This window comes from Mesorhizobium sp. M0815, assembly GCF_040319995.1.
Taxonomy (GTDB): Bacteria; Pseudomonadota; Alphaproteobacteria; order Rhizobiales; family Rhizobiaceae; genus Mesorhizobium.
On sequence record NZ_JAMYOU010000004.1, the window covers coordinates 225,367 to 240,432 of the forward strand.

Consider the following 15,066-nt stretch of genomic DNA (forward strand, 5'->3'; position numbering starts at 1 on the left):
TCTGCGGCCACCTCAAGAACTTCCTGCTGGACCGGCATGGAGGCTCCCAATAGCATGAGTCCGGAAGCTGGAAAGGTTCGTCTCGATGAAAAACGCCAAGGAAGGCCCCGCTACAGGTTCGTCGGGGCCGTTGAAGATCATGATCGACGGCAAGGAGCGGGAGTTCGACATCGAGGCCCCCACTCTTCCGGACTGGGTCGAGGACCGCAAGCTGACCGCCGGCGGCTATCCCTACGACAAGAAGATGAAGAGCGAGGGGTATGACGAGAGGCTCGAGCAGCTGCAGATCGAGCTGGTCAAGGCGCAGGCGTGGCTACAGTCGACGGGCAAGCGGGTGATGTCTCTGTTCGAGGGACGCGACGCCGCCGGCAAGGGCGGCACGATCTTCGTTTTGCGCCAGTATCTGAACCCTCGGACGGCGCGCAACGTGGCGCTGACCAAGCCAACACCCACTGAGCTTGGACAATGGTACTTCCAGCGCTACGTCGACCACTTCCCGACGTCGGGCGAATTCGTCACCTTTGACCGCTCCTGGTACAACCGCGCCGGCGTTGAACCGGTGATGGGATTCTGCACGCCCGCGCAGCACGAGCAATTTCTGGACGAGGTTCCGCATTTCGAGCGGATGATCCGCAACGAGGGCATCTATTTCTTCAAATTCTGGCTGAACATCGGCAGGGAAACGCAGCTTGAGCGATTCCATGACCGTCGCTGGAGCCCGCTGAAGAGCTGGAAGTTTTCGCCGATCGACATCGCCGGCATCACCAAATGGGACGACTACACCAAGGCGCGCGACCTGATGGTCGAACGCACGCACAAGGAGTTCGCGCCCTGGATCATTGTGCGGGCGAACGACAAACGGCGCGCACGGCTGGCGGTCATGCAGCGCATTCTCCTGTCACTTCCCTATGACGGCCGCGACCTCGACGTCATCGGCAAGGAGGACAAGAAGATCATCGGCGAAGGGCCGACTTTCCTCGAAAAATAAGCTCACCTCATCGATTCACGGCTCTCATGCCGCCATCCGGGCAATCCGCTGCAGCCGCTTCAGCGTGGTGTCGTCCTGCAGCGCCTGCTGGAAAAGCGAGATCTCCTGATCGATGCGGTCGCAGAGCGCGCCGGTGTCCCCCCTAAGCAGGTCGCGCGTCTGCAGCAGTGCCGCGACTGGCTTCTTGGCGAGCTGCCTGGCTCTGGCCAACGTGGCTTCCTCGACACTGACGTCCGTCACGATCTCGCCGACAAGGCCGAGCTGCCTGGCATCTTCGGCGGCGAGCGTGTCGCCGAGGCAGAAGAAGCGGAACGCACCGGCATAGCCGAGCTTCTGCGGCGCCAGGATGCTGGTCGCCGCGTCCGGCACCAGGCCGAAATCGACGAACGGCACCCGGAACGTGCTCTTGCTCGAGGCGATCACCATGTCGCAGTGGAACAGGATGGTGCAGCCGACGCCGACGGCGTCGCCGTCGACACAGGCAAGCACCGGTTTCGGGAACGTCGCCAGCGTGCGGAACATATCGGTGACGGCGGCGATCAATCGCCGATGTTTGGTGGCATCGAGAAATTCGGAGAAATCAGCACCGAGGCAAAAGCACCCGGCCAGGCCGCGCAGGACCACGACGCGGACGTCGTCATCGACAGCGGCTTCATGGAATGTCCTGGCCAGGCTTTCGTAGGCCCGCCTGTCCAGCACCGGGCGGCCGTCACCCGACGATACGGTGACGATCAGCGTGTGATTGCGGAATTCTGTTTTTGAGTGAACGTTCATGGCCCTCTCCAATCTTACGAGGCGCGTCTCTGTCCGAGCATGTCCGGGTACCCTCTGGCCAGCACCGGCGCAAAGTGATTGCGGCGCGATCGCACCACGTCGAGCGTGTGCTCGTTGAAGGTGAGCAGTGTGGCAACGACCTGCTGGTTGCCATAGGTCCGCTGATAGCCGAGCGGCGTTGCCAGGAAATGCAGTTGCAGCGCGCGAAGCACCCACATCGGCTCGAATTCGATGATCACCTGGTTGACGTTGCGCTTCAGACCCCACTCGACGAAGCCGGCGATCAGTTCGGTGCCCACCGTCGACACGCCGCGCCGGCCGTCGCGGAATCCCGGCGCAACCGCATAGCGGGTCAGTTCATAGACATTCGGCCCCGACGGTGGGGTTCCCTCATAAAGGTCCGCCAGCACATCGGTTAGAAGATGTGCCCGGGTCGTCGGCAACATACGCTGGTAACCGGCGAGCTCGCCATTGCGGATGACGATCTGGTGCACTGCCTCGTCGTGGTCGAATTGATCGATCTCGAGGCCATCGGGGCGCTGCAGATCGGTCCATCCCATCTCCTCGACGAAAATCTTGTAACGCAACCGATGAACTGCCTCCCAAAGGCCTGGGCGTTCCATCAATTCCTGGGTGGTGAGGGAAAAAAGCATTTGCCGTCTCCTAGGTTCAATAGGAAAATACGGCCGTGCTCCCCCGAGAAAATTACGCGATCACGTAGGCAAGAATTTCTAGGCCGGCGCGGCCGACCTAGTTAATATAGCCGCGCCTTATCGCTTCCGCGACGGCTTGGACCCGGTTGACGGCACCGAGTTTGCTTTTGGCGTTAAGAAGGTGTTTCTCTGACGTGTGTTCCGAAATGCCGAGAATTTGGGAAATCTCCCATTCGGACTTGCCAACGGCGGCCCATTGCAGGCATTCGCGCTCACGCGGCGTCAATTCGACATGGTCGATGGTTTTGCCCGCCATGGTGTGGAGCTGCATGGCGCGGCCAATCGCATAAGTCGAGACCAACGAGACCAACCCGAACTCGGCGCCCGACAATTCGACAGCCTCGCCGCCCAGCGACACCATGACGATCTGGCCATCGAGCGTGATCAGCGGGAAGGCCAACCCGTCGCGCAGCTTGAATTCACCGGCGTCGCCCATCACCTCGCCGCCGCTCTTGCCGATGCGGATGCCCTGAGACGCTTCCCGCCACTGGAACGGCGCCTGAAGCTGCTTCATGTGGCTGACGACGGGATCGTGATCGACGTAGTTGCGTGCGACGTAGCGCTCAAGCCATTCAGCCGGCCAGTCGCAAAGCAGCACATGGTTCTTTTGCTGATTTTTCGGCGTTCCAGGTTGCGGAACCGTCCCGGCCATCAGCGCCGTCAGCCCGAACCCGCTTGTTACCCCCAGCAGCTTTTCGCAGACGGCGGCCGCTGTGCCGGCGTGCTGCAACTGATCTATCAACTCCAGGGTACGATCGAAATGACCCATCGCAACATCTACCCCATGTTGCCTTCCGCGCTTGAGACCAATGGCAGTGATCAACCCGCACTACGCCATCAACCCCGGACTGCAAAGCTGCTCCCTCTGTACGCCCCACCGCTCCTCTTGAGCCGGCATCATACAGTCACTTGCAAACTCACTAAACAATATCCCTAAATTGCCATGATGAAACCAAAAACCGTTGTGCCTGAGTTATTTTCGTACAAGAACCTGTGTTATTTCGTACGAAAGCCGGGGCAAGACTGGACGGAGTCGTCGCGTGGCGTTTCGGTGCATATCCATTTCATTGATCTCGATGCTGATCGGAGTGCAATCGCTTGCGGGTGCTGCGCGCGCTGCGGAGCCGCAGGTGCCGGTGTTTTGGGACGCCAAGGTGCGGCTGCCAAAGCCGGACCTTTCGATGCTGCCGCGGCTGGGATTCCTGACCACCACCGATTTCCCGCCCTTCAACTTTCTCGACGGGGCAGGCCGACTGTCCGGCTTCCATGTGGACCTGGCGCGCGCCATCTGCGCCGAGCTCGGCATTGCCGAAAAATGCCAGATCCAGGCGCTGCCCTGGGCCGAGCTCGAAGGCGCGCTGCGGAAAGGCGAAGGCGAAGCGATCATTGCCGGAATCGCCGCCACGCCGGAATCGCGGTCGAAATACGCGTTTTCACGCTCCTACCTGCAATTTCCGGCACGCTTCGTCGTGCCGAAGACACAGGCGCTGACGGAACCAATGTTCGACAAGCTGCGCAGCAAGCGTGTCGGCGTGATCGCCGGCTCCGGGCATGAGCGGATGCTGCGCGATTATTTCGGCGACGTCCAAATCGTCCCCTTCGCAAAGCCGGAGGAGCTTTATGGCGAGCTGAAAGCCGGCAAGATCGACGCCGCCTTCGGCGATGGCATGCGTTTTGCGTTCTGGCTCGGCGGTTCGGATGCGGCGGGCTGCTGCCGCTTTGCCGGCGGCCCCTATCTGGCGCCCGAATATCTCGGCTCGGGCATGGCGATCGCCACCAGGGCCGACGATCCGGCCCTGGCCGCCGCTTTCGACTATGCGCTGCAGGAAATTTCGGTGAAAGGCACGTTCGCCGAGTTCTATCTGCGCTATTTTCCGGTCAGCTTTTTCTGAGCTTGGCTGCTGGCTCAGGTCAGCGTGCGAAGGCGGGCCTTGGCGGCTCGCGCGATGGCGGCGACCGTCAGCGCATCGAGGTCGAGTTCCCGGCGGACGAGCTGCAGCACGCGCACCTCCTCCAGTCGCATTTCGAGATCGACGGCCGCGACCTCGAAGGCAGCGGCATAGGCGGTGTCACGCAGGCGGTCGGGCAGCGCCTCGGCGACGCGCGCCAGGACGCCCTCCAGCCCGTCCTTTTCTTGCAGCATTTTCTGGCAGGCCTGGGCGACCTCGACCAGCCGCTCCTGATTGAAATCCTCAAACACCGGCCAGGATCGAACGACGTCGCCGATCCGCGCCAGTTCGACATCGGTCATGTCGCGGTCTGACGCCGAGGTGATGACCATCAGGTAGATCATGGCTTCGTGTGGCGACAATGGCATTTACAACTCCTTGAGACGGGTCCCGAAGTTAGGAACGAGGGACCGGCGCCGCAAGGAAAAAGAGCCGCGATCGTTGACGCTCCGGTCAGGCCCTGAAGCCTGATCCATACCGATTAAATGGGACGGGGCTCATATCTTCTTGCCTGATCACGGTCCTGCCCGGAAACCGGGTTCCACTTTTCGGGATCATAGTCTAGAGCATGCGGCTGCCGGCACGGATGCCGGCAAAGCTGCAGGAAATAGCATCATGGCCGGACAACAGCCGATCGATCTCAGCCCGGAAGTCCTCACCGCGGCCGCCGAAAGCAAGGCGTGGCCGTTCGAGGAAGCGAAAAAGATCGTCGCCCGCTACGCGAGCAGCGGCTACCCGGAAACGGTGCTGTTCGAGACCGGCTACGGCCCGTCGGGGCTGCCGCATATCGGCACTTTCGGCGAGGTGGCGCGCACATCTATGGTGTGCCACGCCTTCCGCGTGCTGACCGAAGACAAGGTCAAGACGCGGCTGCTGTGCTTCTCCGATGACATGGACGGATTGCGCAAGGTGCCGGACAATGTGCCTAACAAGGACATGCTGCGCGCGTATCTCGGCAAGCCGCTGACCAGGATACCGGACCCTTTCTCCAATGAGTATCCGTCCTTCGGCGCCGCCAATAACGCACGGTTGCGCGCCTTCCTCGACCGTTTCGGCTTCGATTACGAATTCGCTTCCTCGACCGACTATTATACTTCCGGCCGCTTCGACGCGACGCTGCTCAAGATGCTCGAGCGCTTCGATAAGGTGATGGCAATTATGCTGCCGTCGCTGCGTGAAGAGCGGGCGCAGAGCTATTCGCCCTTCCTGCCGATCCATCCCAAGACCGGCATCGTCATGCAAGTCGCGATCGATGAGCGCAAGCTCGACGCCGGCACCATCGTGTGGCGCGACCCGGACACCGGCGAGCGCTTCGAGACGCCGGTGACCGGCGGTCATGCCAAGCTGCAATGGAAGCCAGACTGGGCGATGCGCTGGGCAGCACTCGGCGTCGATTACGAGATGTCCGGCAAGGATCTGATCGATTCCGTCAAGCTCGCCGGGCAGATTTGCCGTGCGCTCGATGCTCCAGCGCCGGAGGGCTTCAATTATGAGCTGTTCCTCGACGAGCACGGCCAGAAGATCTCGAAGTCGAAGGGCAATGGGCTAACCATCGACGAGTGGCTGACTTATGCGCCGACCGAGAGCCTTAGCCTTTATATGTTCCAGCGCCCGCGAACCGCGAAGAAGCTTTATTTCGACGTCATCCCGAAGGCGGTAGACGAATATTACACGTTCCTCTCTGCTTATCAGAAGCAGGATTGGAAAGAACGGCTGGGCAATCCGGTCTGGCACATGCATGACGGCAATCCGCCTATCATCGACCTGCCGGTGTCGTTCGCGCTGCTGCTCAACCTGGTCAGCGCCTCGAATGCGCAGAACAGGGACGTGCTGTGGGGCTTCATTTCGCGCCACGCACCGGGTGTGACGCCGGCAACTCACCCCGAACTCGACCGGCTGACCGAATATGCGATCCGCTATTTCGACGATTTCGTGAAGCCGGCTAAGGTGTACCGTGCCGCCGACGCGGTCGAGCGCGAGGCGCTGACCAAACTTTCGGAAGCGCTCGCCGCGCTGCCCGCTGACGCCGCCGGCGAGGCGATCCAGAACGCCGCCCTCAATGTCGCGCGCAAGATCGAGCGCTACCAGGATCGTTCCAAGCAGAGCCCTGAGGGTGGACCCGGCGTCTCCGTCGCCTTCTTCCAGATGATTTATCAGGTGCTGATAGGTCAGGAACGCGGGCCGCGCTTCGGTTCCTTCGCCGCACTCTACGGCATTGCCGAAACGCGTGAGCTCATTCGACGGGCGCTTGCTGGTCAGCTGGCGGCTTGAGGACGCCGTCCTGCTCCTCCAGGATCGAGCCCGGCGCCACAGGCGCGGATCGCGACGCAGCCGGGAGCGGCGGCAGGCCTGAGACGCTCGGCGCCGGCCCGAAGACGCCCTTTTTCGCTGCACGCGCCTTCTCGCCGGCTTCTATGTAAGCGCCGCCCTTGGCGGCGCGCGCCCAGCCGTTTTCGACCAACCATTGGCCGATATCCTGATTGCCGATCCGGCACTCGGCGGCGATCGGGTCACGGCCGCCTTCGGGCGGCACGGCACAGACCACCGCACGACCGCGCAGAAAAGCGCGGAAGGCAGTTCGCGCCCGGATGCCGCAACTCCAAGACTTGCCGCCGTCGGTGCAAGTCTCGTCCTGCTTGACGATGTCGATGCCGGAAACCGCAATCGAATAGCCCTTTGCCTCGATGACCCCGGCGGCCGGCGCGACCGGCTGGAACAGTTTCGTGCCTTTCCAGTCGTCAGGCATTTTCGTTTTTGGCGGCCTGGGCAGTCCGGCCAATGCCAGATCGCTCAACGGTGCGCGCGGCTCAATCCGTTCAAGCTCGTCGGAACCGAGCTGCGGCGGCACCACGATTTCCGGATCGATTGCCCTTGAATGCGTAGCCTGCTTGGCCGCCTCTGGTTTCGAGATGGCCGACGTAGCCGGCGCGGCGGGCTGGGGTTCAGCGCTGACCTGAATTTGCTCGCCAGGGCCGCCGCTTTGGTTCTGGACGGCGCGGCCGCCAGCGACAATTGCCGTGGCCATCGCCGGAATCGCCAGAACGGCCAAGGCAAGGTGAGGCAGACGCACCGGCCCCGCGCCTACTGGCTTGCCCAGACAATCCGCGCCACCCATTCGACATCACGCATGGGGATGTCGCGGTCCGGATGATCGGGATTGAGGGAGACCAGCGCGATCGACTTCGGTGTCTGGCGGTCGAGCACCTTGGCCATCACCTCGCCGGCATTGGTCTTGACGACGACGCGATCGCCCTTTCGTATGATAGCCCCCGGCTCGACGATCAGGACATCGCCATTGCGGTAAAGCGGCAGCATGGAATCGCCCTGGACCTTCAACGCATAGGAGGTTTCGGTTGCCCGTGCCGGCAGCTCGATCAGGTCCCATCCCTGCCCCGCCGGAAACCCGGCGTCGTCGAAGAAGCCACCGGCGCCCGCCTGGGCGAAGCCGAGCAGCGGCACCGACGATTTCTGCACGGGCAGTGCGCCGGAATTACCCCGGCCTTCGACCAGCCCCGCAAATTCATCCAGCGAGGCGCCGGTCGCCTCGATGATCTTGGCCAGCGATTCGGTCGACGGCCAGCGCGGCCGCCCATCCGAGGACAGCCGCTTCGATTTGTTGAAGGCCGTCGAGTCGAGGCCAGCGCGCCTGGCCAGCCCGGAGGCCGAAAGCGAATAACGCTCGGCGAGAGCGTCGATGGCGGCCCAAACGCGGTCATGCGAGAGCACCTTGCTCTCCTTCGAAACAGGAAAAAATACCTTCCCTGTTCTACCTCTTGGCCGCCATCTTGTCCACCGCCGAAGACGGCGTCACGCTGTCTCCTTGGCCTCGTTCCTGTCATACGGATCGAAACGCTCATAGAAGGTCTCGCCCTTCTCGGCCATGTCGAGCAGCAGCTTCGGCGCCCTGAACTCGGCGCCGTATTTCTTCTGCAGGCGCTTGGCGATCTTGACGAATTTCTTCGCGCCGATGCCGTCGATGTAGGACAGTGCACCGCCTGTGTAGGGCGCGAAGCCGAAGGCCAGGATCGAGCCGACATCGGCCTCGCGTGGATCGGTAACGATGCCCTCCTCCATCACCCGTGCCGCCTCAAGCGCGATGGTGACCAGCAGCCGCTGCTTCAGCTCCTCATAATCGACCCTCTCCGGCGCCAGTTGCGGGTAGAGGTCCCTGAGGCCTGGCCACAGCTTCTTCTTGGCAGGTTTTGCCGGATAGTCGTGGAAGCCCTTGCTGTTCTTGCGACCCAAGCGACCGTGCGTGTCGACCATCGTGCTGATCAGCGCCATCTGCTTCGGGTCGACCGCCTTGTCGCCGAGATCGCGCATCGTCTGCTTCATGATCTTCTGGGCAAGGTCGATCGCGGTCTCGTCGGTCAACGCCAGAGGACCGACCGGCATGCCGGCGGCTTTCGCCGCATTCTCGATCATCGGCGCCGGAACACCTTCGATCAGCATCTTGTAGGCTTCCGACATGTAGCGCAGTACGCAGCGATTGACATAGAAACCGCGCGTATCGTTGACGACAATCGGGGTTTTCTTGATGGCGCGGACAAAGTCGATCGCGGTGGCCAGCGCTTTGTCGCCGGTCTTCTTGCCGAGGATGATCTCGACCAGCATCATCTTGTCGACCGGCGAGAAGAAGTGGATGCCGATGAAATTCTTTGGCCGCGCCGAATTCCTGGCCAGCGATGTAATCGGTATGGTGGACGTATTCGAGGCGAAGGTCGCCGAAGGCTTGAGCACAGCCTCGGCCTGTTCGGTGGCGCCCTTCTTTACGGCCGAATCCTCGAATACCGCCTCGACGACAAGATCGCAGCCGGCGAGATCGGCGTAATCGGCCGTCGGCGTGATCAGCGTCAGCAACTGGTCCTTGTCCTGTGGCTTGGCACGGCCCTTCTTCACCTGATCCGAGATAAGGTTGTCGGAATGCGCCTTGCCCTTGGCGGCAGACTCCATGTCACGGTCGAGCAGCACCACCGGAATGCCCGCCTTGGCCGTCACATAGGCAATGCCGGCGCCCATGAAGCCGGCGCCGAGCACGCCGATCTTCTTAAACCTCGTTCCCGGCACACCGGCCGGGCGGCGCGCGCCCTTGTTCAGTTCCTGGAGCGACACGAACAACGAGCGGATCATCGCTGCCGCTTCTCTGGTCTGCATGATCTCGGTGAAGTAGCGCTGCTCGATCCGCAAGGCGGTGTCGAACGGCACCAGCAAGCCCTCGTAAACGCATTTCAGGATGGCGGCAGCGGCGGGATAGTTGCCATAGGTCTCGCGGCGCAGGATGGCGATGGCCGGCGGCCACAGATTGGCACCGGCCACCGAATAGATCGGAGCGCCGGGCAGCTTGAAGCCTTTTTCGTCCCAGGGCGCCACCGGTTTCAAGCCGTTCCTGATCATCGCCTTGGCGGTTTCGACCAGCTTGTCCGGCTCGGCAATCTCATGGATCAGGCCCATCGACTTGGCCTTCTGCGGCGACAGCGTCTGGCCGGAGGTCAGCATTTGCAGCGCCTGCTGCTGGTCGGTCAGCCGCGGCACGCGCTGGGTTCCGCCGGCGCCGGGGAAAATGCCGATCTTCACTTCGGGAAGTGCCATCCTCACTTTGTCGGAATCGGCCGCGACACGGCCATGGCAGGCGAGCGACAATTCGAACGCGCCGCCCATGCAGGTGCCGTTGATCGCCGACACCCACGGCTTACCCGAGGTTTCCAGCTTACGGAACATGCCGTTCATATAGCCCGCATTGTCGAACAGCGCCTTGGTCGCCTTCTCTGGGTCCTTTGCCTTGTCGGCGGCGAAGGTCGCCAGCATCTTCTGCAGCATGGTGATGTCGGCGCCGCCCGAGAACGTATCCTTGCCGGAGGTAATGACCGCCGCCTTGATCGCTGCATCGGTCGCCACCTTGTCGACGATGACGTTCAGCTCGAGCATCACCTCTTGGGTGAAGACGTTCATCGAACGGTCCGGCATGTCCCAGGTGACCAAAGCAATGCCGTCGGCGTCGGTGTCGAGGGTGAAATTGGTATAGCTCATCATCTCTCTCCGTCAGACGCGTTCGATGATCGTTGCGGTGCCCATGCCGGCGCCGATGCAAAGCGTCACCAGCGCGGTGTTCAGGTCGCGGCGTTCCAATTCGTCCAGCACCGTACCGAAGATCATCGCACCGGTGGCGCCCAGCGGATGGCCCATGGCGATGGCGCCGCCATTGACGTTGATCCGGTCATGAGGAATGTCGAAAGCCTGCATGTAGCGCAGCACCACCGAAGCGAAGGCCTCGTTAAGCTCGAACAGGTCGATGTCCGACAGCTTCATCTTCGCCCGCCTCAACAGCTTTTCGGTGACGTCGACCGGACCGGTCAGCATCAGCACCGGTTCGGAGCCGATGTTGGCAAAGGCGCGGATACGCGCGCGCGGCTTGAGGTCGAGCGTCTTTCCCGCCTTTTTCGAGCCGAGCAGCACGGCCGCCGCGCCATCGACGATGCCGGACGAATTTCCGGCATGGTGGACGTGGTTGACCTCTTCCACCTCGGGATGCTTCTGCACCGCGACGGCGTCGAAGCCGCCCATTTCGCCGGGCATGACGAAGGACGGGTTGAGCGCGGCCAGCGACTGCATGTCGGTCGAAGGCCGCATGTGCTCGTCGTGATCGAGAATGGTCAGGCCGTTCTGGTCCTTGACCGAGATCACCGAATTCTTGAAGCGGCCCTCGCCCCACGCCTTGGCGGCACGCTTCTGGCTTTCGACCGCGTAGGCATCGACGTCGTCGCGCGAAAACCCGTATTTGGTGGCGATCAGGTCGGCCGATATGCCTTGCGGCACGAACCAGCCGGGCAGGCCGACCGAAGGATCCATGAACCAGGCGCCGCCGGAGGCGCCCATGCCGACCCGCGACATCGATTCGACGCCACCGGCAATCACGATCTCGTCGGCGCCTTGCGCGATCTTGGCGGCGCCGAAATTGATGGCGTCGAGGCCCGAGGCGCAGAAGCGCGATATCTGCATGCCAGGCGCCTTGGTGTCGTAGCCGGCCTCGAAAGCAGCGGCACGTGGAATGACTGCACCCGCCTCGCCAACCGGATCGACACAGCCGAAGATGATGTCGTCGACGGTGCCGGTGTCCAGCCCGTTGCGGTCGCGGATCGCCTCGAGCACCTTGGCGCCGAGCCGCACCGCCGGCACTTCGTGCAGCGAGCCATCCTTCTTGCCCCTGCCGCGCGGCGTGCGCACGGCATCATAGACGTAAGCTTCGGCCATTTTCCTGCTCCTTGGCTTTGCTGAAAGTGGCTCAGAGAGAGCGCCCGATCAGCAATTTCATGATCTCGTTGGTTCCGCCGTAGATGCGCTGGACGCGGGCGTCGCGGAACATGCGCGCAATCGGATATTCATTCATGTAGCCATAGCCGCCATGCAATTGAAGGCATTCGTCGACGACTTTTCCCTGCAGGTCTGACAGCCAGTATTTGGCCATCGAGGCCGTCACCGGGTCGAGGCCGCCGTTAATGTGGCGGGCAACGCAGTCATTATAGAAGACGCGCCCAATGGTCGCCTCGGTCTTCAATTCGGCCAGCTTGAACTGGGTGTTCTGGAATTCGATGATGGCCTTGCCGAAGGCCTTGCGCTCCTTGACGTAGTCGATGGTAAGAGCCAGCGCCCGCTCGACCATGGCGATAGCAGTGGTGCCGATCTGCAGCCGCTCCTGCGGCAATTGCTGCATCAGCTGGACGAAGCCCTGGCCTTCCTCGTTGCCAAGCAGGTTCGAGGTCGGCACACGCACGTCGTTGAAGAACAGTTCCGACGTGTCGTTGGCCTTGAGGCCGATCTTGTCGAGGTTGCGGCCGCGCTCGAAGCCCTCCACCTCGTCGGTCTCGACGACGATCAGCGAGATGCCCTTGGCACCCTTCTGCGGATCGGTCTTGGTGACGACGATGATGAAGTTAGCGAGCTGGCCGTTGGTGATAAAGGTCTTCGAGCCGTTGAGCTTGTACTGGTTGCCGTCCTTTTCGGCGCGCGTCTTGACGCCCTGCAGGTCGGAGCCCGCACCCGGCTCGGTCATGGCGATGGCGCCGATCAGTTCGCCGGTCGCCAGCCTCGGCAGCCATTTCTTCTTCTGCTCGTCCGAGCCGTAATGGAGGATGTAGGGGGCGACGATCGAATTGTGCAGGCCAATGCCGAACCCGTCGACGCCGACATGGGCGATCGCCTCGATGATGGCGCTCTCATGCGCGAAGCTGCCGCCCGAGCCGCCATATTCCTCCGGCATCGAGGCGCAGAGCAGGCCGGCCGCACCCGCCTTCAGCCAGCTTTCGCGGTCGACCATCTCGTTCTTCTCGAACTCGTCGTAACGCGGCGCGATCTCTTCCGACATGAAGCGGTGCGCCATGTCATAAAGCATGCCGACCTCGTCCGCCGCCCAGGCGGGTTTTGGAAGGCCAAGGATTTCGGCGGGACTGGTCATGTTTATTCTCTGATCCTCCTTCCAAGCACGCCGCCAGAATTGAGGCTGGCGCGCTGCCGTGGCGCCCTCTCCCGGCCGCTTCGCGGCCACCCTCCTCGCGAGGAAGAGGGGAGCCTAGAACGCTTCGGCCGGCAGCGCCATCAATGTGTCGGCGCCGCTGGAGATGCGGGCAAGGTGCGCCGCCGTCTCCGGCATGATCCGCTCCACGAAGAAGCGCGCCGTCACCAGCTTGTTGTCGTAGAAAGACGAAGCGCCGTCGGCGCCATTCGCCAATTTCGCTGCGGCCACCCTGGCCATCTGCGCCCACATATAGCCCAGCGCCACCAGGCCGAAGAGATGCATGTAGTCGGTCGAGGCGGCACCGGCATTGTCGGGCTTGGCCATGCCGTTCTGCATCAGCCACATCGTCGCCGCCTGCAGATCGTTGAGGCTCTTCTTCAGCGCCTTGGTGAAGGGCGCCATCTTCTCGTCGGTGCGGTTCTCCTCGCAGAACTCGCCGACTTCCCTAAAGAACGCCTGCACCGCGCGACCGCCATTCAAGGCCAGCTTGCGGCCGACGAGGTCGAGTGCCTGGATGCCGTTGGCACCCTCATAGATCATGGCGATGCGGGCATCGCGGACGAACTGGCTCATGCCGTGCTCTTCTATATAGCCGTGGCCTCCGAACACCTGCTGCGCCATTACCGCATGATCGAAACCCTTGTCGGTGAGCACGCCCTTGACCACCGGCGTCATCAGCCCGGTGTAGTCGTCGGCGGCCTGGCGGTCCTTGTCGTCACCGGAGCGGTGAGCGATGTCGGACTTGATCGCCGTCCACAGCGCCAGCGCCCGACCGGCCTCGTTGAAAGCTTTCATGGTCATCAGGCTGCGGCGGATGTCCGGATGGACGATGATCGGATCGGCCTTCCTGTCCGGTTCTTTCGGCCCCGACAGCGAGCGGCCCTGCAGGCGATCCTTGGCGTAGGAAACCGCATTCTGGTAGGCAACTTCCGACAGCGAGAGCCCCTGCAGGCCGACGCCAAGCCGCGCCTCATTCATCATGGTGAACATGGCTTTCAGCCCGCCATTGGCCTCGCCGAGCAGTGTGCCTTCAGCGTCGTCGTAATTCATGACGCAGGTCGAATTGCCATGGATACCCATCTTCTCCTCGATCGAGCCACAGGAGACGGTGTTCTTCTCGCCCGGATTGCCTGATGCATCGAGCTTGAGCTTCGGCACGATGAACAGCGAGATGCCCTTCACGCCATCCGGCGCGCCCTCGATACGGGCCAGCACGAGGTGGACGATGTTTCCCGACATGTCATGCTCGCCGGCCGAGATGAATATCTTCTGGCCGGAGATCCTATAGGTGCCGTCGCCATTTGGAACGGCCTTGGTGCGCAGCAAGCCGAGATCGGTTCCGCAGTGCGGCTCGGTCAGGTTCATGGTGCCGGTCCAGGCGCCCTCGACCAGCTTCGGCAACCATGTCGCCTTCTGCTCTTTGGTGCCATGGGTGATGATCGCAGCGATCGCACCTTGCGTCAGTCCGGCATACATCATCAGCGACATATTGGCCGACACCATATATTCGGCAACCGCAGTATGCACTGCATAGGGCAAGCCTTGCCCGCCAAACTCGACAGGTGCGGCGAGCCCCATCCAGCCACCTTCGCGATACTGATCGAAGGCTTCCTTGAAGCCTTTTGGCGTCGTCACCGACCCGTCGACATGGCGCACACAACCTTCCACGTCGCCGACACGGTTGAGCGGCTGCATGACGTTTTCGGCGAGCTTCGCGCCCTCGGCAAGGATGGCCTCGAGCACATCCGGCGTCGCGTCGGAAAATCCGGGAAGATTGGAATAGCGCTGATAGCCCAGCACCTCGTTCAGCACGAACAGCGTGTCCCGGATCGGCGCTCTGTAGATCGGCATGCGTTTCCTCCACCATGCGGTCTTGGCCCCGAAATCAGCCTCAGCATATGAGGATGGCAGACGGACCAACGTTGCGGTCGAGATAACAAATATTGACGTTTGCGTAAACGTCAATTCTGCGATGGGGCAAATTTTCTCCCGCGCGCCAAGACGGCAAACGGCGAAGGACGGTAACGACGAAGAACCGGGCCGGGGAACGCCCGGGGGTTGGGATAGAGTGGGTATTAACCAAATACCCGCCCCCCCGGCAAAAACGCAAGGTGGTGAGGGAGGGGGTGGTTG

At 62.2% G+C, this 15,066-nt stretch carries 13 protein-coding genes; 3 read left to right on the top strand and 10 right to left on the bottom strand.

Features of this window, described 5'->3' with window-relative positions; genetic code table 11:
* The first annotated feature begins 85 nt into the window (after positions 1-85).
* The gene (ppk2, locus tag NKI01_RS07935) at positions 86-988 is read left to right on the top strand and encodes a polyphosphate kinase 2 (protein ID WP_352482484.1); all 903 of its coding nucleotides are present in this window, start codon (positions 86-88) and stop codon (positions 986-988) included.
* Between the two features lie 24 nt (positions 989-1,012).
* Here ppk2 and NKI01_RS07940 read toward each other — a convergent pair whose 3' ends face one another.
* The 3 genes from NKI01_RS07940 to NKI01_RS07950 all read right to left on the bottom strand — a co-directional run bounded on the left by NKI01_RS07940 (position 1,013) and on the right by NKI01_RS07950 (position 3,244).
* Positions 1,013-1,762: an enoyl-CoA hydratase-related protein gene (locus NKI01_RS07940; RefSeq protein ID WP_023719501.1), complete on the bottom strand. Its 750-nt coding sequence runs from the start codon at positions 1,760-1,762 to the stop codon at positions 1,013-1,015.
* A gap of 14 nt (positions 1,763-1,776) precedes the next feature.
* On the bottom strand, positions 1,777-2,415 hold the full coding sequence (locus NKI01_RS07945; RefSeq protein WP_023719502.1) for an acyl-homoserine-lactone synthase: 639 nt from the start codon (positions 2,413-2,415) through the stop codon (positions 1,777-1,779).
* Positions 2,416-2,512: 97 nt separating this feature from the next.
* Entirely contained in the window at positions 2,513-3,244 is a 732-nt protein-coding gene (locus NKI01_RS07950; RefSeq protein WP_352482485.1) for a helix-turn-helix transcriptional regulator, read from the bottom strand.
* A gap of 271 nt (positions 3,245-3,515) precedes the next feature.
* Between NKI01_RS07950 and NKI01_RS07955 the strand changes: the two genes are divergently transcribed.
* Complete coding sequence (locus NKI01_RS07955) at positions 3,516-4,367, top strand: ABC transporter substrate-binding protein (RefSeq protein ID WP_352962604.1); 852 nt, start codon at positions 3,516-3,518, stop codon at positions 4,365-4,367.
* 14 nt (positions 4,368-4,381) lie between these two features.
* On the opposite strand, the gene NKI01_RS07960 is transcribed toward NKI01_RS07955, so the two are convergent.
* On the bottom strand, positions 4,382-4,792 hold the full coding sequence (locus NKI01_RS07960; RefSeq protein ID WP_023719505.1) for a tellurite resistance TerB family protein: 411 nt from the start codon (positions 4,790-4,792) through the stop codon (positions 4,382-4,384).
* Between the two features lie 247 nt (positions 4,793-5,039).
* Between NKI01_RS07960 and NKI01_RS07965 the strand changes: the two genes are divergently transcribed.
* Positions 5,040-6,695: a lysine--tRNA ligase gene (locus tag NKI01_RS07965; protein ID WP_352482488.1), complete on the top strand. Its 1,656-nt coding sequence runs from the start codon at positions 5,040-5,042 to the stop codon at positions 6,693-6,695.
* Here NKI01_RS07965 and NKI01_RS07970 read toward each other — a convergent pair.
* From NKI01_RS07970 to NKI01_RS07995, 6 genes are all read right to left on the bottom strand, one after another.
* Positions 6,658-7,494 carry a thermonuclease family protein gene (locus tag NKI01_RS07970; RefSeq protein WP_352856692.1) on the bottom strand — a complete coding sequence of 279 codons (837 nt, stop codon included), beginning with the start codon at positions 7,492-7,494 and terminating at the stop codon, positions 6,658-6,660. The two genes, NKI01_RS07965 and NKI01_RS07970, sit on opposite strands and share 38 nt — an antisense overlap.
* 11 nt (positions 7,495-7,505) lie before the next feature.
* Positions 7,506-8,150, bottom strand: coding sequence for a S24 family peptidase (locus NKI01_RS07975; RefSeq protein WP_023719508.1), 645 nt, complete (start codon positions 8,148-8,150; stop codon positions 7,506-7,508).
* An 81-nt stretch (positions 8,151-8,231) separates the two neighbouring features.
* Positions 8,232-10,451 carry a 3-hydroxyacyl-CoA dehydrogenase NAD-binding domain-containing protein gene (locus NKI01_RS07980; protein WP_352962609.1) on the bottom strand — a complete coding sequence of 740 codons (2,220 nt, stop codon included), beginning with the start codon at positions 10,449-10,451 and terminating at the stop codon, positions 8,232-8,234.
* A 12-nt stretch (positions 10,452-10,463) separates the two neighbouring features.
* Positions 10,464-11,672 (bottom strand): acetyl-CoA C-acetyltransferase, encoded by a 1,209-nt coding sequence (locus NKI01_RS07985; protein ID WP_352547915.1) that lies wholly within the window; start codon positions 11,670-11,672, stop codon positions 10,464-10,466.
* Between the two features lie 31 nt (positions 11,673-11,703).
* Positions 11,704-12,873, bottom strand: a complete 1,170-nt coding sequence (locus tag NKI01_RS07990; protein WP_023719511.1) for an acyl-CoA dehydrogenase family protein — start codon at positions 12,871-12,873, stop codon at positions 11,704-11,706.
* Between the two features lie 114 nt (positions 12,874-12,987).
* A complete protein-coding gene (locus NKI01_RS07995) occupies positions 12,988-14,784 on the bottom strand; it encodes an acyl-CoA dehydrogenase (protein WP_352482491.1) in 1,797 nt (598 codons plus the stop codon).
* Positions 14,785-15,066 lie beyond the last annotated feature (282 nt).